The following is a 21,410-nucleotide window of genomic DNA, read 5'->3' as shown; positions in this document are numbered from 1 at the left end:
ACAGATGAAAATGTCACGATTTGCGATTGCATCGATGCTTGCGCTCGGTGTGGTCGCGGGATTCCAGCAGGACAACGTCGCGCACGCCGCGACCAAGCACTGCGTCGCCAACGCCGACACCGGCACGCAGACCTGCTACGGATCGTTCCGCGAGGCCATCTCGGCGGCGTCGGGCGGCAAGGTGACCACCGACCCGTCCGATCCCGCGTACAACGTGCAGCGCAACGCGTACAACTCCGCCGTTGCGATCGCGTCCGACCCCCTGGCTGGAAGCAACGTTGTCTTTCCCGGCGGCGGCGGCGAGGTGGTGGTGGGCGTGCAGTTCGACGGTCCCAACTACACCGGCAATTCGATCACCTCGCTCAGCGACCGGCTGTGCAGCTCGAAGAGCCACGACATCGGGACCCCCATCAAAGTGCGGGGCGGCAACGGCTTCCTGTTCGGAATCGGCTCGCTGCAGACCTGGGGCCGGTGTTGGTTGTGGATCGGTGACTTCGACGGGGCGCGTGAGGGTCCGTACAAGACCGACACCCCCGACCTGGGTGCCGCCACCGACCGGTACCTGTTCGCCTACCCACGCAACTGGCCGTTCTGACGCACCGAGGTGAGGGCCGCGGTCCACACCTCATGACATGACGGTTCATGCCGCCGACTCCCACGGGGGTCGGCGGCATGACTGCTCGTTGACTCCGCTGCCGGACCGTCACCCAGGTGCGACCACGGTCAGAACGCCACCGCGCGCAGCGTCGGCCACTCTGCATTCGTAGCAGCAGAAATCGGTCATCACGCGGGTCTGGGGCATCGCAGGTCGCCGCCAGGTTGAGCGCGTCGAGTGGTCGCAAACAGGGTTCGGTGTAGGCAGCTCACGTGGTGTTGCGGCTGCGAGCCTGCGGAGTGTCTGCCCCGCATCCTCTATGTCGTTCGTTCGTACTACATCTCCCCTGCTTGCCGCGTGATTGTCAGTGCTGCGCGCTTGAATGTGACGCAAGGTGTCCGGTTCGGGAGGAGATGCGGTGTTGAGTCGTCAGGTGTTGTCCGCGTGGGCCAAGTCCGACCGGGACTCCGACGGGTGGCTCTCTCTGGTCCGCCATTCCGAAGACACTGTCGAGGTTGCGGGTTTTCTGTGGGATGACTGGCTTCCACCTGCGACGAGACGCACGCTGTCGGGATCGATGTCGGCCGAGCAGGGCCGGGCACTGGCTCAGTTCCTCGCGGGGGTGCACGACGTCGGGAAACTCAGTCCTGCGTTTGCCATGCAGGTCGATGCGTTGTGCGGGCCGATGCGAGACGCCGGGCTGGACTTTCCGGCGCTGTCCGTTCGGCGCGGAGTCGTTCCGCATGCTGCAGTGAGTTTCCTTGCCGTGCAGACGTATCTGACCGATATCGGTGCGTCCCAAGATGTCGCACAGTCATATGCCTGCGTGGTCGGGGGCCACCACGGGGTCGCCCCGGCCCGCGCCGTCGTCGGCATGTCGGCGGTCTCGCAGTACGAACGCCACCACGGAACCGGGACGTGGGCGCGAGCACGGGCGGAGTTGATCGACCACGTTGTCGACCGGATCGAAGCGCGCGAGGCTCTCGCCACGGTCTGGGCGTTCACCCCGTTGACCGTTGAGCAGCAGATCTTGTGGACCGGGTTCGTCATCATGGCCGACTGGATCGCCAGCAACACCGACCTCTTCCCGCTGTCAGGGGAGGGGAGCGTCGAGGGACGCGGTGACGCAGGATGGGAGAAACTCGACCTGCCTGCCCCTTGGCAGGCCGATCCGCCTGCCAACCTCGCTGACCTCCTCCGGCAGCGATTCGGGCTACCCACAGACGCCGTCCCAAACGCCATGCAGTCGGCGGTCGTCGAGGCCGCAACCGCGATGACCGAACCCGGCCTCATCGTGGTGGAAGCGACCATGGGTTCTGGCAAGACCGAGGCGGCGCTCGCCGCAGCGGAACACCTGGCGACGAAGTTCGGCCTTGGCGGAGTGATGATCGCTCTCCCGACGATGGCCACGTCGAACGCCATGTTCGCGCGGGTGCGCACCTGGTTGACGCATCAAGCTGCTGAGTCCACCCTCTCCTTGCGGCTCGCGCATGGGAAAGCCCATCTCAACAACGATTTTCGTGCTCTGGGTTCGCGCAGCGGCATCGCACATGTGGAGGTGGACGGTCGCGAAGCTGCGCAAGATGACTGTCGTGCGGAAGTGATTGCGCACCAATGGTTTCAGGGACGTAAGCGATCGATGCTGTCGAGTTTCGTCGTCGGGACCATTGATCAGCTCCTGTTCGCCGGTCTCAAGGCGAAGCACGTCGTCCTGCGCCACCTCGCGCTGGCGAACAAGGTCGTCATCGTCGACGAGGTTCACGCCGCCGACGACTACATGCGGACGTACCTGCTCCAGGTTCTCGAGTGGCTGGGTGCTTACCGTGTTCCCGTCATCATGCTGTCCGCCACTCTCCCAGGCGAACAGCGCTCGCAACTGGTCAAGGCGTACGAGCGCGGTCGCGGCATCGGATCGTCGGATGGTGTCGAGATCAGCGGTGACATCGGATATCCCGTCGTCACCACAGTGTCGACGCAGCGCACGGTGACCCCTGTCGCGTCTGGCATCGGTTCAAGGGTCTCGATCGAGCGAATCGGTGATGAGTTCGACGAACTCGTCCACCTGCTCCAGGAGGCTCTGACCGAAGGCGGTTGCGTGGCAGTCGTCCGCAACACTGTGCGCCGAGCGCAAGAGTGCGCACGCGTCCTTCGCTCGGAGTTCGGCGACGACGTCGTGCTCTTGCACTCGCGATTCGTGGCGAAGCACCGCGCCGACCTCGAGCGTCACCTCGTCGACCGGCTTGGCCGTGGTGGCGATCGCCCCGAACGCCTGATTGTGGTGGCTACGCAGGTCATCGAGCAGTCCCTCGACGTCGATTTCGATCTCCTCGTCACCGACCTCGCACCCATAGATCTGCTGTTTCAGCGCGTGGGGCGCCTTCACCGACACCAGCGGGAGCGCCCTCCGGCGCTGCGCAAACCTCGAATTGTTCTGACGGGTGTCATCGACTGGGCCGCGGCGCCACCCGACATCGGGGCCGGCCACGCCAACGTGTACGGCGCTGCGCTGCTCTTGCGTGCGGCAGCAGTCCTTGAGGGCCGCACCTCGTTGGCGCTACCGACCGACATCCCCGTGCTCGTCCAGTCCGCCTACGCCCCGGAATTCCCTAAACCAGAGGGCTGGGAGACGGAAATGACGCTGGCGGATTCCGCCTACGGGAGGAGGGTAAGCAATCAGCGAGAGCGGGCCAGCACGTGGACGTTGAGGAGACCGTCCTTCGAGCCAGTCCTCATCGACTGGCTCGATGCGAACGTGGTCGACGCGGACACGCCGCGCGGATACGCGCGCGTCCGCGATTCCGACGAAGGCATCGAGGTGCTCATCACCCGTCGCGTCGGCGACGAGGTCTACCTCCTACCGCAGTGCGGCGGCGAACGCATCGAGGTCTTCAGTGAGCCAAGCTCAGCCCAGGCGCGTCGAATTCTGAACTCATCCGTCCCGCTACCGCGGCAGATGTGCAGCCCGGGCCGGCCTGGTGAGCGGGCCGTCATCGACAAGACCATCGAAGAATTGGAGCAGAAGATGTATCCGGGATGGGAGGGATCCCGTTGGCTAGCAGGAGAACTCGTCGTCCAACTCGACGAGAACAATCGAGCGACTGTCGGTGATTTCGAGCTGAGATACGACGACCTCGAAGGCCTCGTCGTAACGAAAGGAGGGTAGACGATGACAACGTTCAACCTGATCGACGAACCATGGATCATCGTGTTCGCGCGCGACGGGAGCATCGCTGAGCGCTCCATCCGCGATGTGTTGCTCGGCGCTGACGAGGTGGCGTCCATCGGGGGCGATATCCCCACGCAGCAGTTCGCCATCGCGCGACTGCTGCTGGCCATCGTCCGGCGCGCCGTCGATTGGACTCCTGATCCGCTGCAGAGATGGTCGGAGCTGTGGACCGATGGAGCGTTGCCGCACAACGAGATCAACGCCTACCTCGACCGCGTGCACGACCGTTTCGACATCTGTGACCCCAAACGGCCTTTCTATCAGGTCGCCGATTTCCATACTGCGAAAGGAGAAGTGAAGCCGGTGACGCTGGTGGTCAGCGACGTGCCGGCGGGCTATCCGTACTTCACGACTCGCGCCGGCTCCGGCGCGGCGCGTTTGCCTCTCGCGGAGGCAGCTCGGTGGATCGTCCACACCCAGGCCTACGACACATCCGGGATCAAGACCGGAGATCCCCGAGATCCACGCACCAAAGGGGGAAAGGGCTATCCGATCGGAATCGCTTGGTGCGGACAGCTCGGCGGGATCTTGGCCGAGACAACCGACCTGGCAAGAACGCTTCTCCTCAATACACCATTGCGGACATCCACCACGCCATTGACCATCGAGGGAGACAGTCCTTGCTGGGAGCGCGACCACCTCGGAATCTGGCCGCGCGACAACGTGACTCCCTCTGGGCCGATCGATTTGCTGACGTGGCAGAGTAGGCGGATCAAAGTTGTTTTCGACGAGGATCAGGCTGTTGGAGTGCTGGTCGGCAACGGGGATCCGCTCGAGCCGTTCGCGCAGTTGGGGATTGAGCACCTCTCCGGCTGGCGGTTCAGTGATCAGCAATCCAAGAAGCGCGGAGGCGACACGTACTACCCACGCACCTTCGACGCTGATAGGTCAGTGTGGGAGGGATTTGAGAACCTTCTTCTTCAGACGAGTGAGGACGGCAACCGGGGGAAGTGCGCAGCCTTGTTCGATTGGCTTGATCTACTGGTCGACAAGCGAGTCCTGAACACCTCTTTTGTTGTCACCCCTCACATTTTTGGGCTGCGGTACGACACACAGTCGAGCATCATCGGAGCATCAATTGACGACCGAATTGCGATGCGGGTCGCCAACTTCGGTAGTGACGGCTGCCGACGCGTTGCGGTGGAGGCTGCCGCCGCCGCAGGGCGCGTCGCCCGTGTGATCGGCCAACTGGCGAAGAACCTGGCTCAGGCGGCGGGCGGTGTCGGTGACACCGATGAGAAGGCTGCCCGCATGCAGTTCCTGTCGCGTCTAGACGTGTCCTACCGGGCGTGGCTCCTGGACTTGGGAGTGGGCGATGTCGACGAGCATCTGATCGCATGGCATCGGATGCTTCATCGGTCTGCTCTCGCCGACGGCGCATTGCTGGTGATGAGCGCAGGACGCCCGGCATTCGTCGGCCGCGTGGTGACCAGCTCCAGCCGCAAACCGCTCTGGCTGGACGCGGCCCGATCTGAACTTTTTTTCCGCACCGCACTGAACCGTGAAGTGCCTGGCGCGTTCATCGAGGACAAGGAGAAGACAGATGCCCGCTGACGTGGTGTCCCGGAGGTGGGACTACTCAGAACTCGGGAAGGCGGTGAGCGGAACCGTCGCAGAATTACAGCGTGGATACCTCTCGGATGCGAAGCAACCGTGGGCTACGACCGCACTGGCCCGCCTGCGGCAGGCGACGAACAGAGCTCCAGGATCCGTACCGAACGTGTGGGATCAGACAATCGGCATCGTCCCAGCGCATCTGCAGGGCGGATCCGACGAGCCATCCGCGCATGAATGGGCAGCCCACATCGCGATTACGTTTTTTGCGCTGCACCAGCAGGGACGGCTCTCGGACAGAATGGCGCAGTCCGGCGGAAGTCTTGGATCGGCCGCGCGACGCCTTGTCACTGATCCCGACCTCGAGGACTCGATCCGTCGCCGCTTCCAGGCGGTGGCGCTCGCGGAGACGCGACAGGGAGTCGCTCACCATCTGCGCGCGTTGATCGGTCTATTGCGCGGCGCTGGTGTTCCGCTCGACTACGGCAGGCTTGCTGACGATCTCGTCGACATGTTCTCCGGTCGTGACGACGGTGTTCGTCTTCGGTGGGGCCGAGACTTCCGCCGCATCGACAAGACCCCCGATTTATCCGACCCCGACAGCAAGGAGTAATTGCCATGTTCATCGATATCCACATTCTGCAATCGGTACCGCCGAGCAACATCAATCGTGACGACACCGGGAGCCCGAAGACAGCGATCTACGGGGGCGTGCGCCGCGCGCGGGTCTCGAGCCAGTCGTGGAAGCGTGCGACTCGTAAGCGGTTCAACGACACCCTCGACAAGTCCGAGATAGGATTTCGGACCAAGCGTCTGTCCGAATTGCTGGGTGAGCGTATCCGCGAGCGTGTCGATGGGCTCGAGCCCGAGTCCGCCTACGCTCTTGCGTCATCCATCTTCAAGGCGGCAGGTAAGACCGGCATCAAGATGGTGGCTCCCAAAGTGGCGAAGAACGCTCCCGCGAAACCGGATGAGTCGCAGTACCTCGTATTCCTTAGCGCAGCGCAACTGAAGTCTCTGGCAGACCTGGCCGCTACAGCACACCGCGACGGTGCCGAGGTCGACAAGAAGCGCGTGAAAGAGATCTTCACCGCCGACAACAGCATCGACGTCGCGCTGTTCGGCCGGATGATCGCCGACGACGCTGAACTCAACGTTGACGCAAGCGTGCAGGTCGCCCACGCGATCAGCGTGCACGCCGTCGAGCAGGAGTTCGACTACTTCACCGCCGTCGATGATTTCGGTCAGGCGAACCAGGAGCCGGGCGCCGGGATGATCGGGACCATCGAGTTCGCGTCATCGACTCTGTACCGCTTCGCGACCATCAACATCGCGGGCCTCGAGAAGAATCTCGGTGACCGCGCAGCGACCGCGCGAGCCGCCGCCGCGTTCGTCGAGTCTTTTGCCCGGTCGATGCCGTCAGGCAAGGTCAACACGTTCGCGAACTACACCCTCCCCGAAGTTGTCCTGATCAATATCCGTAACGACCAACCGGTCAGCTTGGTCGGTGCCTTCGAGGACCCCATCGCAACAGGCGCAGAGCACGGCGGTATCCCGGCGCGCGCGACTGCTGAGTTGGTCCGGCGCGATGCCGACATCGCGAAGGCGTACGGATCGCCCGCGGCGAGCTTCTTCACCGCGGCGGGAGTCCCCACAGATCTTTTGGCAACGCGCGGGGAGGATTTGGAGTTCGCGAGCCTTGTCCAGCGCGTGAGCGACGCGGTGACTGCGTGGACACCTGCGAGATGAGCACACTGGTGGTCTGTCTCGCCGGACCAATGCAGGCGTGGGGAGCGTCGTCGCGCTTCACCAAGCGGGATACCAGGCGGGAGCCGACAAAGAGCGGTGTCATTGGACTGCTGGCCGCAGCACAGGGGCTCAGGCGCGCCGATTCCATCGAACATCTGTTGGGGCTGCGATTCGGTGTTCGCGTGGATCGTGAGGGGACGCTGATGCGGGATTTTCAGACCGCTCGCTCGCTGGACGAGAAGAAGACGATGCCCTTGTCGACCAGGTATTACCTGGCAGACGCGATCTTTGTCGCTGGGGTCGAAGGGCCGGCCGATCTGATCGGCACATTGGCCGATGCATTGCGGCGGCCGGTGTTCCCGCTCTTCCTCGGGCGGCGGTCGTGTCCGCCGAGCCGGCCGCCGCTAATGACCGTGGCCGATGACGGTCTCGACGCCGTACTAACCTCCACCCCTTGGCAAGCGCCGTCGGCCTACACGCGGCGACAAGCGCGCGAGGTGCGCCTGCGGATCGTTGTCGACGGAGTGCCCGGAGTCGGTGTCACAGTCCGCGACCAACCCATCAGTTTCGACCCACGTCGGCGCGAGTATGGCTGGCGGACAACGGAGGAGTCGTACGTGACGATGCTGAACCCAGATGGCCGGGGCAGCACTTCACACGATCCGATGTCACTGCTCGGAGGTGCATGACATGCCGTTCCTCACGCGAATGCCGATCAACCGCCGTCGCCGCGGCGGAGCGAAACTGCTCGCGTCTCCACAAGCAATGCACGCCGCCGTGGCTGCAGCGTTCCCGCCCGGCGCGCCGACGCCGGCTGGACACGGGCGCGTGCTGTGGAGAGTCGACAGTCCTACCGCTGACACCCATCACCTGTATGTCGTCAGCTCGATCGAGCCCGACCTCAGCCACATCGTCGAGCAGGCGGGCTGGCAAACCGGTGAAATGTGGCAGACGCGTGACTACGCGCCCGTGATCGACGCCATTGATGCCGGACAGAGGTATCGGTTCAGACTGCGGGCGAATCCGGTCTACAGCGGGCGGTCGACGCCCAACGAGCAAACGTCATTGCGCGCGCATCGCTCGGTCAAACACCAGGAGTCATGGCTCGAGTCACGCGCACAGCGCGGCGGTTTTCTCATCCCGGACGGGAGTCGTGACGATGCGCTCCTCCGTGTGGTCGATCGGGGCGTGATGCGGTTCGGAAGGCGCGGCACCGCCGTCACCATCGCTTACGCGACGTTCGACGGCGTGCTGGAGGTGGTGGACCCAGACGCGCTGAGACACACCCTCGTCGCGGGACTCGGGCGAGCCAAGGCGTACGGCTGTGGCCTCCTGACCCTTGCTCCGTTGGTGTCTCCGGCGTCGTGAATGTCCCGGGCCCGCCGCCTGTTCGGCCGACTGAGCTTGTCCGAGCGTCTGAAAGGCTGTCGTTCATCTACTTGGAGCGATGCACGGTTCACCGGGACGGTAATGCCCTCACCGCGACGGATGAGCGTGGGGTCGTCCACATTCCTACGGCGACCATTGGTGCTTTGTTGCTGGGGCCGGGGACACGGGTGACTCATCAAGCGATGGTCCTCATGGCCGAGTCGGGGTCATCAACGGTGTGGGTTGGTGAGCAGGGTGTGCGCTACTACGCCCATGGCCGACCGCTTGGGCGGACAAGCCGCCTTCTCGACGCGCAAGCAAGAGCAGTATCCAACCGTGACCTCCGGATCGGCGTGGCGCGTGCAATGTATTCGATGCGTTTCCCTGATGAGGACACCAGCGGGTTGACTATGCAGCAGTTGCGCGGCAAAGAAGGTGCACGCGTGCGGAAGATCTACCGTGCGCATGCGCAGCGAACTGGAGTCGAGTGGAATCGACGGGACTACGATCCCAACGATTTCGCCGCGGGCGATGATGTGAACAGGGCACTGTCTGCGGCGACAACATGTCTTTACGGAGCAGCGCACGCGATGATCGTTGCACTAGGTTGTTCGCCCGGTCTTGGCTTTGTTCATACAGGCCACGATCGCTCTTTTGTCTACGACATTGCTGATCTGTACAAAGCTGAGATCGCCATCCCCGTGGCCTTCGACGTGGCGGCCGAGGAAGTCGACGATATTCCGGCGGTTGTTCGTCGCCGAGTTCGTGATCTGATCTACCAGTCCAAGCTGTTGCCAAGGTGTGCTGAGGACATCAAAGCGCTACTGCTCCCCGAGGGCGAAGATCTAGAAAGCTACGACGCAGATGTCGTGTACCTCTGGGACGATCGTGGCCCAGCAGTTGCCAGCGGCCAAAGCCACTTCGCCAGCGAGGACTTTGACGGGCCGTGGTAGTTCTCATCGTGACGGCTTGCCCAGTTGGCCTGCGCGGGCATCTGACCCGGTGGTTACTGGAGATCAGCCCTGGTGTTTTCGTTGGGGTGTTGTCAAAGCGCGTGCGCGATCTGCTGTGGGAACGGGTGCAGGAACTCGTCAAGGACGGCCGCGCCATCATGGTGTCGCCGGCCCGGAACGAGCAGCGGCTCGACTTCAGGATTCATCGCTTTGACTGGGAGCCCGTCGATATCGATGGAGTGAAGTTGGTGCGGCGTCCCCACACCGGAGAGGCCTTGCCGTCAGCCGCCAGACCGCGGGCCGGACGAAGTAAAGCTAGTCGCTACCGCGCAGCGCGACGCAACCAAGGGGGTGGTTGACGAGCAAGTCCAATGATTTTATGAGACGGCGAGCAGGAAAGTCCCAGCTCACCAAGTGTGCTCCCCGCGAACGCGGGGATGAGCCCTCTGGTGGTCCGGAGTCCAGCTCGTGTTCAACGTGCTCCCCGCGAACGCGGGGATGAGCCCTCGGATTATGGCGCTAATTTACGGACTATTGTGTGCTCCCCGCGAACGCGGGGATGAGCCCTTCGCGGCCGACGATCGACTACGCGAGTACTAGTGCTCCCCGCGAACGCGGGGATGAGCCCCGTCGCCTAGCGCGGCGCGAGGATGCGCACGGGTGCTCCCCGCGAACGCGGGGATGAGCCCGCGTGTCGGGGGCGCCGGGCCGGGAACGGTTCGTGCTCCCCGCGAACGCGGGGATGAGCCCAGCGGCAGCACGCGCGGGAACTGGAACACGGGGTGCTCCCCGCGAACGCGGGGATGAGCCCTGGAACACGGGGATCGGTAGCAGCGGGTTAGGGTGCTCCCCGCGAACGCGGGGATGAGCCCGTCCTTCTCGGGCGCAACCCGTACGACTCGCGGTGCTCCCCGCGAACGCGGGGATGAGCCCGCGACCTCGACTGCCGTCGCTTCTGCGTTGACGTGCTCCCCGCGAACGCGGGGATGAGCCCTTGACCGTTGACGATGGGGCTGCTGCTCATGTGTGCTCCCCGCGAACGCGGGGATGAGCCCAAGTGATTCCATCCTCGGCATCGGCGCAGACGGTGCTCCCCGCGAACGCGGGGATGAGCCCCGGATTCGGGGTCCGACTTCGCGGCCGACGAAGTGCTCCCCGCGAACGCGGGGATGAGCCCACCATCGCGATCAGTTTTCGCGCTAAGCGAAGGTGCTCCCCGCGAACGCGGGGATGAGCCCCCGAGGAGAAACAATGTTCAACGATGGCAGCTGTGCTCCCCGCGAACGCGGGGATGAGCCCTCCCTCGCCAACGCGCCCAAAGTGTCCGCGCGGTGCTCCCCGCGAACGCGGGGATGAGCCCGACTCCGACCCTGGTGTCAGCCCCGACGGTGCGTGCTCCCCGCGAACGCGGGGATGAGCCCGCTTGGGCAAAGCGATCGCCCGAGGCATCACCGTGCTCCCCGCGAACGCGGGGATGAGCCCCGGAGCCTTTGCCCGCGCCGTGGGTGGTGAGAGTGCTCCCCGCGAACGCGGGGATGAGCCCAAGAGGAGCCTTGCTCGCGTCCGCGCCATTGCGTGCTCCCCGCGAACGCGGGGATGAGCCCCACCGTATCCACGCTCTCGCTCTCCCACGACGGTGCTCCCCGCGAACGCGGGGATGAGCCCCCAATCCGATCGCGGAGTTTGAAGACCGGCTAGTGCTCCCCGCGAACGCGGGGATGAGCCCATGTTGTTTTGCGTCATGCATCTGATGAGTTGGTGCTCCCCGCGAACGCGGGGATGAGCCCAGGGCGAAAAACAAAGTTTTCCGACTCGTGGCGTGCTCCCCGCGAACGCGGGGATGAGCCCTTGGGCAGCTAGTGGGCGACCCTAACCTGTGGGTGCTCCCCGCGAACGCGGGGATGAGCCCTGCGCGGCAGTGAACTCGACTTCTACCGGTGCGTGCTCCCCGCGAACGCGGGGATGAGCCCTCGCCGAGCTGATCGGAGCGGTCCGCGAAGGCGTGCTCCCCGCGAACGCGGGGATGAGCCCCAGTAGCACGTCCAAAGTCAGCCACAGCGCAGGTGCTCCCCGCGAACGCGGGGATGAGCCCTGGTGGTCGGTGACGGACAAGGCCGGGGTCGAGTGCTCCCCGCGAACGCGGGGATGAGCCCTGGCACGCTGCTGCAGAATGCCGGCGTTGTCAGTGCTCCCCGCGAACGCGGGGATGAGCCCTCGGAGATCTCCACTCCGGGTACCCGGCTCGCGTGCTCCCCGCGAACGCGGGGATGAGCCCACCCTGCAGGCGATTGCCCCACTCGTCGAGCTGTGCTCCCCGCGAACGCGGGGATGAGCCCGGCTCGATGATGCCGAGCTGCTCCTCGCCGTCGTGCTCCCCGCGAACGCGGGGATGAGCCCAAGGGCACCGAGCGCGACACGTCATCACGATCGTGCTCCCCGCGAACGCGGCGATGAGCCCACCAGCGCAGGTGACGCAGATGGCGCAACGCAGTGCTCCCCGCGAACGCGGGGATGAGCCCACGATCGGGAACGCCGAATCCGGGAAAAGCGCGTGCTCCCCGCGAACGCGGGGATGAGCCCCATGGGCACAGCGATATCGGGGCTGACGGTGTGTGCTCCCCGCGAACGCGGGGATGAGCCCCGTGGCAGGTCCGCCCCACCCCGCACCTACCCGTGCTCCCCGCGAACGCGGGGATGAGCCCCCAATCCGATCGCGGAGTTTGAAGACCGGCTAGTGCTCCCCGCGAACGCGGGGATGAGCCCAACGCCGCACAGCTCAACGCGATGATCGCGCAGTGCTCCCCGCGAACGCGGGGATGAGCCCTACATGCGTGTCATTACCGCCTACCGGCCGTAGTGCTCCCCGCGAACGCGGGGATGAGCCCCTGACGCGATCTTCGAGGACGGCTTCACGCCCGTGCTCCCCGCGAACGCGGGGATGAGCCCTCGACTGGCCAACCAACCTATGGATGGGTGTCGTGCTCCCCGCGAACGCGGGGATGAGCCCGCACCGCCGCGCGCAAGATGGACGATTCGTTGGTGCTCCCCGCGAACGCGGGGATGAGCCCAGTGTCCAGCCGACTTCGGTGGCGATGCGTTCGTGCTCCCCGCGAACGCGGGGATGAGCCCTCGGTGTCGTAGGTGCACCCGCTGTGGCACCAGTGCTCCCCGCGAACGCGGGGATGAGCCCTGGTACAACGTCAAGCGCAACCAGGTCGGCACGTGCTCCCCGCGAACGCGGGGATGAGCCCTAGGGCCTGCGCACGTGATTGCGCAAGGGTTAGTGCTCCCCGCGAACGCGGGGATGAGCCCTGCCATCACGTCCTCCTAGTCCGTGGGGGCAGGTGCTCCCCGCGAACGCGGGGATGAGCCCACGGCGTCGGAAGTCATCAGGGGTTGACCCGAGTGCTCCCCGCGAACGCGGGGATGAGCCCGTCGTTATGTGGTTGTGGAACAACGCAATTGTGTGCTCCCCGCGAACGCGGGGATGAGCCCAGCAACTTGCGACTGGCGCAGATCAGTGCCCTGTGCTCCCCGCGAACGCGGGGATGAGCCCGACAGTGAACGCGGTTCGATTGCGCTCAACGAGTGCTCCCCGCGAACGCGGGGATGAGCCCTAGGGCCTGCGCACGTGATTGCGCAAGGTTAGGTGCTCCCCGCGAACGCGGGGATGAGCCCTTCCTGCACGGCATGCGCGACCAGCTGGCACAGTGCTCCCCGCGAACGCGGGGATGAGCCCCGCCTGCGGGTGTGGTGGGGCTGATGCGCATGGTGCTCCCCGCGAACGCGGGGATGAGCCCCCGTTGATTCCGAAGAAGACGCGAAGCACGTCGTGCTCCCCGCGAACGCGGGGATGAGCCCGGCACGTTGGTGATCGACATTGTCGACAAGTCGTGCTCCCCGCGAACGCGGGGATGAGCCCTGCGACCCCGACAAGCCGGAGGAGGCTTTCCTGTGCTCCCCGCGAACGCGGGGATGAGCCCGAGCCTGTGCCGGATCGCGATCCACCGAATCGGTGCTCCCCGCGAACGCGGGGATGAGCCCTATTCTTCGACGCGGCGTCCAGCTCGCGATTCGTGCTCCCCGCGAACGCGGGGATGAGCCCTTTTGCATGGCGTCGCGCAGCTCGGTGAAGCCGTGCTCCCCGCGAACGCGGGGATGAGCCCATCGGCCGGTAGGACTGCGGCAGTTGGATCGTGTGCTCCCCGCGAACGCGGGGATGAGCCCGGTGTTCTGTCTCGGGGTGGCGCAGTGGATGAGTGCTCCCCGCGAACGCGGGGATGAGCCCACCCCAGTCGCAGCGCCATCGGCTGCCGAAGCGTGCTCCCCGCGAACGCGGGGATGAGCCCCACCAGTCCGCGTTGATGTCGAGGGCGAGGTGGTGCTCCCCGCGAACGCGGGGATGAGCCCTGGCCGCCGCTGATCTCGCTCGAGGAGCATCAGTGCTCCCCGCGAACGCGGGGATGAGCCCGGTGCGGCGAATGGACCCTCGAATAGGTCCCAGTGCTCCCCGCGAACGCGGGGATGAGCCCATGACGGCCAGCGTCAGGCTCGGAGGTGCTTTGTGCTCCCCGCGAACGCGGGGATGAGCCCTCGTACAGGTTGTTTCCGTCCTGGTAGAGCTTGTGCTCCCCGCGAACGCGGGGATGAGCCCGATGCCCAGTCACGCCGCCCTGACAGCCACTCGTGCTCCCCGCGAACGCGGGGATGAGCCCGATGCTTCGACACGTCACCCCGTTGCGCCGCAGTGCTCCCCGCGAACGCGGGGATGAGCCCGCCTCCGCAGCCACCACATACCCAGCCCACGCGTGCTCCCCGCGAACGCGGGGATGAGCCCAACACTCGCGCCAATCAGCTTGGCTGGGTGCAGTGCTCCCCGCGAACGCGGGGATGAGCCCGGGCTCGCCACCGTCCCAGCGCTCAGAAGGCAGTGCTCCCCGCGAACGCGGGGATGAGCCCCGCCTGCGGGTGTGGTGGGGCTGATGCGCATGGTGCTCCCCGCGAACGCGGGGATGAGCCCATGTCCGAACCGGGCAACTACGACGCGACACTGTGCTCCCCGCGAACGCGGGGATGAGCCCGGGTCCGCTCTGCAGACAACCCTTCTCGACATGTGCTCCCCGCGAACGCGGGGATGAGCCCAGGTCCGCACGTTGCGCCGGGTCGGTGACCCCGTGCTCCCCGCGAACGCGGGGATGAGCCCACGACACACGACAAGCACCAAGCAATGATTCGGTGCTCCCCGCGAACGCGGGGAGGAGCCCGACCCCCAGCGTCGTACGCCGTGACGCCCAGCGTGCTCCCCGCGAACGCGGGGATGAGCCCTCGCGCTGCCTTTGCTTGGCCAAGAAAGTCAGGTGCTCCCCGCGAACGCGGGGATGAGCCCACCTACAACGGAGATAGCCGGCTTTCGTCGGTGTGCTCCCCGCGAACGCGGGGATGAGCCCAACGCGCACCGTGAAAGACGGGCACGGTCACGGTGCTCCCCGCGAACGCGGGGATGAGCCCAGGTCAAACATCATCGCGTTGTGGCACAATCTGTGCTCCCCGCGAACGCGGGGATGAGCCCAGCGCTATCGATTGCGGCTTTTGCGGACTCACGTGCTCCCCGCGAACGCGGGGATGAGCCCGCGACCCTCGGCCGCTGTGTCAGTTTCGATCAGTGCTCCCCGCGAACGCGGGGATGAGCCCCTCGACACCGCACACATGCTCATCGGCGACATGTGCTCCCCGCGAACGCGGGGATGAGCCCCGGTGAAATCGTCATCGTCGGCCGCACACGAGGTGCTCCCCGCGAACGCGGGGATGAGCCCCCTGGCACGTCATCACCGCGCCGTGGGCACACGTGCTCCCCGCGAACGCGGGGATGAGCCCTGGATGTCGTTGTGGATCTCGACTGCAAGTTTGTGCTCCCCGCGAACGCGGGGATGAGCCCTCACAGCGCTTCGTCCACCAGCACAGGCACGTGTGCTCCCCGCGAACGCGGGGATGAGCCCGCGGCCGCGCGCGCGCGCCTTGAGGAGCTGACGTGCTCCCCGCGAACGCGGGGATGAGCCCGTCGCCGGTGTCGGCGCGGTGCAGTTGGGCAGGTGCTCCCCGCGAACGCGGGGATGAGCCCCTCAAGTGGTATCAGGTCTGGTCGAACCCTTTGTGCTCCCCGCGAACGCGGGGATGAGCCCATGGACGGGTTCGCACGCGATCTGCGCGCCCGGTGCTCCCCGCGAACGCGGGGATGAGCCCAGGTTCTCCTGGACCGCTTTGCGAAACTCGGTGTGCTCCCCGCGAACGCGGGGATGAGCCCCATATGCGAGGGAATTGGACCGCCGCAGGCAGGTGCTCCCCGCGAACGCGGGGATGAGCCCGTGGTAGACCCCTGCGTGCAGACACCGTCGAAGTGCTCCCCGCGAACGCGGGGATGAGCCCCGATCTGCGCCAGCGCCGGACCAAGGTTGCGTGTGCTCCCCGCGAACGCGGGGATGAGCCCTTCGTCGGCTGCACCGCGACGAACACGCTGACGTGCTCCCCGCGAACGCGGGGATGAGCCCTGCCGCAACGCTCGCATGTCTGCGTAACACTCGTGCTCCCCGCGAACGCGGGGATGAGCCCTACCCCGGAGTATGCCGACACCGTGATCGGAGGTGCTCCCCGCGAACGCGGGGATGAGCCCTCGTACAGGTTGTTTCCGTCCTGGTAGAGCTTGTGCTCCCCGCGAACGCGGGGATGAGCCCAGGCTCCAGTACTTCGGCGGGGATCCGGCCAGGTGCTCCCCGCGAACGCGGGGATGAGCCCCTGTTGAACTCGCGCACGATTCGGTTGAACCCGTGCTCCCCGCGAACGCGGGGATGAGCCCGTCGTCATTAGCCGCACCGCGCGACGCGAAAAGTGCTCCCCGCGAACGCGGGGATGAGCCCCACGACTTAGGGAAGTAGGCGAAGTCAGTATTGTGCTCCCCGCGAACGCGGGGATGAGCCCTCACCGTCATCACCGGAGGCGACGCCATCGCCGTGCTCCCCGCGAACGCGGGGATGAGCCCCGCTGGCATCGGTCAGCCCGGAGCTGAACACGGTGCTCCCCGCGAACGCGGGGATGAGCCCATCAAGGTGCCTGACTGGGTGCCCTCCGTCGGGTGCTCCCCGCGAACGCGGGGATGAGCCCGTGTCCGACGTGCTGACAGGCATCACCGAGCTGTGCTCCCCGCGAACGCGGGGATGAGCCCGGCTCGATGATGCCGAGCTGCTCCTCGCCGTCGTGCTCCCCGCGAACGCGGGGATGAGCCCGCATCGACGCATTTCCCGCGCAGGCCGGTGCGGTGCTCCCCGCGAACGCGGGGATGAGCCCAGCTGGAGGAACGTCTGCACCAGCGGCATCATGTGCTCCCCGCGAACGCGGGGATGAGCCCCGGGGTCCGGGTGGTGGGCACACCACGGGCACGTGCTCCCCGCGAACGCGGGGATGAGCCCTTCTGCATGGCGTCGCGCAGCTCGGTGAAGCCGTGCTCCCCGCGAACGCGGGGATGAGCCCAGTGACGTACGACTGGCGCAGATCAGTGCCCTGTGCTCCCCGCGAACGCGGGGATGAGCCCTGCGGGCGAGCCGGTGCAGGTGGCACGTAAGTGTGCTCCCCGCGAACGCGGGGATGAGCCCTGCTTATTTGCTAGTAAGCAGGGTCTCAGTGGGTGCTCCCCGCGAACGCGGGGATGAGCCCGTCATCATTAGCCGCACCGCGCGACGCGAAAAGTGCTCCCCGCGAACGCGGGGATGAGCCCCATCCGTGACCGCAGTGCTGGTGAAGGGCGCTGTGCTCCCCGCGAACGCGGGGATGAGCCCACGGACGTGGTGGCTGCGCAGCTCCCGGCCGCGTGCTCCCCGCGAACGCGGGGATGAGCCCGGTGTGGTCGACGTGCTCAAGACCCCCATCCAGTGCTCCCCGCGAACGCGGGGATGAGCCCAGTGCCAAGACCGAAAGCACGGTCACCTCCACGTGCTCCCCGCGAACGCGGGGATGAGCCCCTCCGCAACGGCACGCTGGTGATCGACATCGTGTGCTCCCCGCGAACGCGGGGATGAGCCCTGCACGACGGATTGATGCTCCATTGACCTGGAGTGCTCCCCGCGAACGCGGGGATGAGCCCAGAATTCAACGCCGCATGGGACGCACTGCGGAGTGCTCCCCGCGAACGCGGGGATGAGCCCCGGTGCGCGTTGGCGACGATCCCGGTGAACTGGTGCTCCCCGCGAACGCGGGGATGAGCCCTCCATGTAGGACCGGAGCGCTTCGCGGCTGATGTGCTCCCCGCGAACGCGGGGATGAGCCCAGGCAGTTCCGCACGGCGATCAACTACAACCAGTGCTCCCCGCGAACGCGGGGATGAGCCCCGTCACTGGATTCTTGAGCGGCTTTGTCGAGGGTGCTCCCCGCGAACGCGGGGATGAGCCCGCGGGAAAGTCCACCCCGTCACCCGAGAATGTGTGCTCCCCGCGAACGCGGGGATGAGCCCCGAGTGCAGCACTTCGAAAAGAAGACAGCGAAGTGCTCCCCGCGAACGCGGGGATGAGCCCTTGGGCAGCTAGCGGGCAACCCCAACCTATGGGTGCTCCCCGCGAACGCGGGGATTAGCCCATCGTCTCGCGGCCTGCGGTCATGACACGCTTGTGCTTCCCGCGAACGCGGGGATGAGCCCTACACGGCCGACCTCGCGTGGGATCAGTCGTCGTGCTCCCCGCGAACGCGGGGATGAGCCCGACCTCATCGCGCCCGATCAGCCACCGACCGCGTGCTCCCCGCGAACGCGGGGATGAGCCCATCCGGGTCCAGTGATGGCGAAAGTCACTGCCGTGCTCCCCGCGAACGCGGGGATGAGCCCCAACAATTCTCGCTCAACGAGACGTTCCGCTAGTGCTCCCCGCGAACGCGGGGATGAGCCAATCTCCGACGACCTTCTCGACACACTCAACGAGTGCTCCCCGCGAACGCGGGGATGAGCTCAAGGCGGCCGGCGGCACCGACCACATCAGCAAGTGCTCCCCGCGGACGCGGGGATGAGCCCGCCCAGCTGACGTGCGATCTGCTTCTCGGGCAATGCTTCCCGCGAACGCTGTGATGAGCCCGTCCGGCCACCGCCAGTGCCAGAGCGATCATCGTGCTCCCCGTGAACGTGGGGAACCTTCCAGCCCGCGCTGCCCCCGCTGAGGGTGCCGGGTCGTACCGTCAGGCCACCCGCGCTGCGGAGGGTGTGGTGATGCCGCGGCGATCGAGGATGGGGCGCACGCCCTCGCCGAAGTGATACGCCTCCTCCAGATGGGGGTAGCCCGAAAGGATGAACTCACTGAACCCGGCGTCGTGATACTCGCCGATGAGGTTCGCCACCTCGTCATGCGACCCGACCAGCGCAGTGCCCGCGCCACCACGGATGAGGCCCACACCCGCCCACAGGTTCGGATAGATCTCCAGTGAGTCGGTTCGACCGCCGTGCAGCGCGGCCATCCGTCGCTGTCCCTCGGACTGCGACGTCGAATGTAGTTGGTGCGCTTGGGCTATGGCCTCAGGCGGGAGGTCGTCGAGGAAGCGCTGAGCTACCGCCCAGGCCTCAGCGGAGGTGTCGCGGGTGATGGTGTGCAACCGGATGCCATACCGCAGCGTGCGTCCCTGCGCGGCGGCCAACGCCGCGACGCGCTCGATCTTGGCGCGGGCGTCGGCGGGTGGCTCACCCCAGGTGAGGTAGGTCTGCACCCGCCGCGCGGCGACCTCGAGCGCCGGATCGGAGGAGCCGCCGAACCAGAACTCCGGCAACGGGTCTGGCGCTTGGGACACCCGGGCGTCGGCGACGTGGAAGAACTCGCCCTCGTGGTCCACCGATGGTTCGGTCCAGATCCGTTGCACCAGCTTCAGGAACTCGTCGGTTCGTGCGTAGCGGCGGTCATGGTCCACCCAGTCACCGAACCGACGCTGCTCGGAATCATCACCGCCGGTGACCACGTTGAGTAACAGCCGACCCTCCGACATACGTTGCAGCGTCGCGGCCTGCTGCGCGGCCAGCGTCGGTGGGGTGAGGCCAGGCCGGAATGCCACCAGGAACTTCAATCGACGGGTGGACTGGACCAGCGCCGCGGTGGTCAACCATGCGTCCTCGCACCAGGTTCCGGTGGGGGTCAGCACTCCCTATAGTCCAGGCGGTCAGCGGCCTGAGCCACCTCGGTGAGATAACGCAACGTAGGCGGGCGAAAACCGGCCGGCTCCACGCGATGGCTAGAGGCGTGCGACGCCCCGACGATCGAGCGGCCGTCTCCGGCGGTAGGGAGAAACCAGAACACCCGTGCGGTCACGTTTCGCCTCCGTCGTCTGGATGCCGCAGCGGTGACAGCGCGCTACGTGCGTTCCGGCGGGACGCGATCTGATCGCTGTGGTCCCAGCCCGCACACGACCGTACGCGCGGCCAACCAGGGCGTCGACGATGGTGGGGGGTGTCGGCCGGTTGCGATCACGGAGGTTCAAAGCCGACATCAACCTCCGTAGATGAACGCCGCCCATTTCGGCTGCCTGGTCACCTTCGCGATCGAGGCGCTGAAGTCGGCGCAGTTGGTGCGCTGTGGGTAGCTCAGTGGCTTCAACTCTCCGAGCCGGTAGATCAGGCCCGCATCGGTGTAGACGCGGTTGCCCGTGTACTCCTGCAGTGTGGCCTCGTAGAAGAAGCTCAATTTGTCTGTGTAGTCCGAGATCGTGCCTTCGTAACGGATGCGGAGCTTGTTGTCCACGCCGGGCTGGTCGGAGTTGAATTGATAACAGTAACCGGTGAATGGCGTTCTGGCCGAGGCGGTTCCGCTGCCCATGGCCAGCGGGGCCATCACGCCGACGGCAACTACGGCAGTCATCACGATGCGCTTGGTGAATGAAATATGCATAACAGGGCCCCTTGATGGTGATGCGGTGATCCCCGGCCACGCCGGGTCACTGACGACTGCGTTTCGGGAGACGTTAAAGCACTGAAATCCATTGCGCAAACGCATATTTCAGTCAATCACCCCAAATCACTCCCGCGTCCTACAGAATCACCAGGCCCACATGCTGCTGCGCCGCGCGCATCACCGCAGGGTGTGTGGCCGGTCGTCGGGTTCATCCGGTTTGTGTCCGGAGAATGTGAGAGATACTGGCTGCTGTGCACACCAGGCTGATCCGCTCGCACGAACGCCGCCGCTGGAGCGACGGGGCCATCACATCGTGGCAGTCGTTTCCCGCAACCGGCAGTTTCGATCTGGCCGCCAACGCTTTCGGTGTGTTGATGGTCCACAACGACGACCTGGTCGACGCAGGCGCGGGCTTCGACACCCATCAGCATCGCAACGCCGAGATCGTCACCTGGGTGCTGGCCGGTGCCATCGAGCACCGGGATTCACAGGGCAATTGCGGTCTCATCACCCCCGGTGTGGTGCAACGGATGACAGCCGGACGCGGCATCACCCACTCCGAACGCAACGCGTCCCCACGTGCTGAGCACCTCACCGCTCACGTCATCCAGATGTGGCTACCGCCCGACGTCGACGAACTGGACCCGGGGTACGCCGAGGCCGACGTGACCGCGCGGCTGGTCGGGGGAGATCTGGTGCCGGTGGTGTCTGGTCGAGCTGTGCACCATGGCTCTGGCGCCATCGCGATTGCCAATCGCTTTGTGGCCCTCCATATCGCGCGGTTGCAGCCCGGTCGGCCGGTCACCCTCACGCCCGCTCCGTTCGGGCATCTGTTCGTCGCACAGGGCTCCGCGACCGTCATCGGAACCGAATTCGACGCGCCGCTGGACCTCAGCGTCGGTGACGCCGTCCGCTTCACCGACCTCGACGACCACGTCGCGGTGTCCACGTCTGAGCAGGCGGAGATCCTCTTCTGGGAGATGCACGCGTCGTTTGACCTGTGATAACCCGGAATGTTCGATCGTTGTTCACCCGTTCGTAGCTAGCGTCACTAAGGTGACCGA

11 protein-coding genes, 1 pseudogene and 1 CRISPR repeat array are annotated in these 21,410 nt (G+C 65.9%); of the genes and pseudogenes, 10 read left to right on the top strand and 2 right to left on the bottom strand.

What is annotated here, in order from left to right:
* Positions 1–34 precede the first annotated feature (34 nt).
* The 9 genes from KIK15_RS09480 to cas2e all read left to right on the top strand — a co-directional run bounded on the left by KIK15_RS09480 (position 35) and on the right by cas2e (position 9,804).
* The gene (locus KIK15_RS09480) at positions 35–595 is read left to right on the top strand and encodes a hypothetical protein (protein WP_214243977.1); all 561 of its coding nucleotides are present in this window, start codon (positions 35–37) and stop codon (positions 593–595) included.
* A 394-nt stretch (positions 596–989) separates the two neighbouring features.
* On the top strand, positions 990–3,758 hold the full coding sequence (cas3, locus tag KIK15_RS09475; protein ID WP_214243976.1) for a CRISPR-associated helicase Cas3': 2,769 nt from the start codon (positions 990–992) through the stop codon (positions 3,756–3,758).
* Positions 3,759–3,761: 3 nt separating this feature from the next.
* Positions 3,762–5,375 (top strand): type I-E CRISPR-associated protein Cse1/CasA, encoded by a 1,614-nt coding sequence (gene casA, locus KIK15_RS09470; protein ID WP_214243975.1) that lies wholly within the window; start codon positions 3,762–3,764, stop codon positions 5,373–5,375.
* Entirely contained in the window at positions 5,365–5,988 is a 624-nt protein-coding gene (gene casB, locus KIK15_RS09465; RefSeq protein WP_214243974.1) for a type I-E CRISPR-associated protein Cse2/CasB, read from the top strand. Before casA ends, casB begins: the two co-directional genes overlap by 11 nt.
* 5 nt (positions 5,989–5,993) lie before the next feature.
* Positions 5,994–7,124, top strand: coding sequence for a type I-E CRISPR-associated protein Cas7/Cse4/CasC (cas7e, locus tag KIK15_RS09460; RefSeq protein ID WP_214243973.1), 1,131 nt, complete (start codon positions 5,994–5,996; stop codon positions 7,122–7,124).
* Positions 7,121–7,813: a type I-E CRISPR-associated protein Cas5/CasD gene (gene cas5e / locus KIK15_RS09455; RefSeq protein ID WP_214243972.1), complete on the top strand. Its 693-nt coding sequence runs from the start codon at positions 7,121–7,123 to the stop codon at positions 7,811–7,813. Before cas7e ends, cas5e begins: the two co-directional genes overlap by 4 nt.
* Position 7,814: 1 nt before the next feature.
* On the top strand, positions 7,815–8,492 hold the full coding sequence (gene cas6e / locus KIK15_RS09450) for a type I-E CRISPR-associated protein Cas6/Cse3/CasE (protein ID WP_214243971.1): 678 nt from the start codon (positions 7,815–7,817) through the stop codon (positions 8,490–8,492).
* Positions 8,489–9,445, top strand: coding sequence for a type I-E CRISPR-associated endonuclease Cas1e (gene cas1e, locus KIK15_RS09445; protein ID WP_214243970.1), 957 nt, complete (start codon positions 8,489–8,491; stop codon positions 9,443–9,445). The genes cas6e and cas1e overlap by 4 nt, the downstream gene beginning before the upstream one ends.
* On the top strand, positions 9,439–9,804 hold the full coding sequence (gene cas2e, locus KIK15_RS09440) for a type I-E CRISPR-associated endoribonuclease Cas2e (RefSeq protein WP_214243969.1): 366 nt from the start codon (positions 9,439–9,441) through the stop codon (positions 9,802–9,804). Before cas1e ends, cas2e begins: the two co-directional genes overlap by 7 nt.
* Positions 9,805–9,861: 57 nt before the next feature.
* Positions 9,862–18,552: direct repeats of the CRISPR family, unit length 29 nt; unit sequence GTGCTCCCCGCGAACGCGGGGATGAGCCC.
* Positions 18,553–18,652: 100 nt separating this feature from the next.
* Here cas2e and KIK15_RS09435 read toward each other — a convergent pair.
* Positions 18,653–19,767: pseudogene (locus KIK15_RS09435) on the bottom strand (LLM class flavin-dependent oxidoreductase).
* Positions 19,768–19,944: 177 nt separating this feature from the next.
* Positions 19,945–20,343: a hypothetical protein gene (locus tag KIK15_RS09430; RefSeq protein ID WP_214243968.1), complete on the bottom strand. Its 399-nt coding sequence runs from the start codon at positions 20,341–20,343 to the stop codon at positions 19,945–19,947.
* Positions 20,344–20,597: 254 nt separating this feature from the next.
* Between KIK15_RS09430 and KIK15_RS09425 the strand changes: the two genes are divergently transcribed.
* Positions 20,598–21,350, top strand: a complete 753-nt coding sequence (locus KIK15_RS09425) for a pirin family protein (protein WP_214243967.1) — start codon at positions 20,598–20,600, stop codon at positions 21,348–21,350.
* The last annotated feature ends 60 nt before the right edge of the window (positions 21,351–21,410 follow it).

The sequence above is a fragment of the Williamsia sp. CHRR-6 genome (assembly GCF_018474015.1).
In the GTDB taxonomy this organism is placed as follows: domain Bacteria; phylum Actinomycetota; class Actinomycetes; order Mycobacteriales; family Mycobacteriaceae; genus Williamsia_A.
This window is presented reverse-complemented; position numbering and strand designations above follow the sequence as displayed.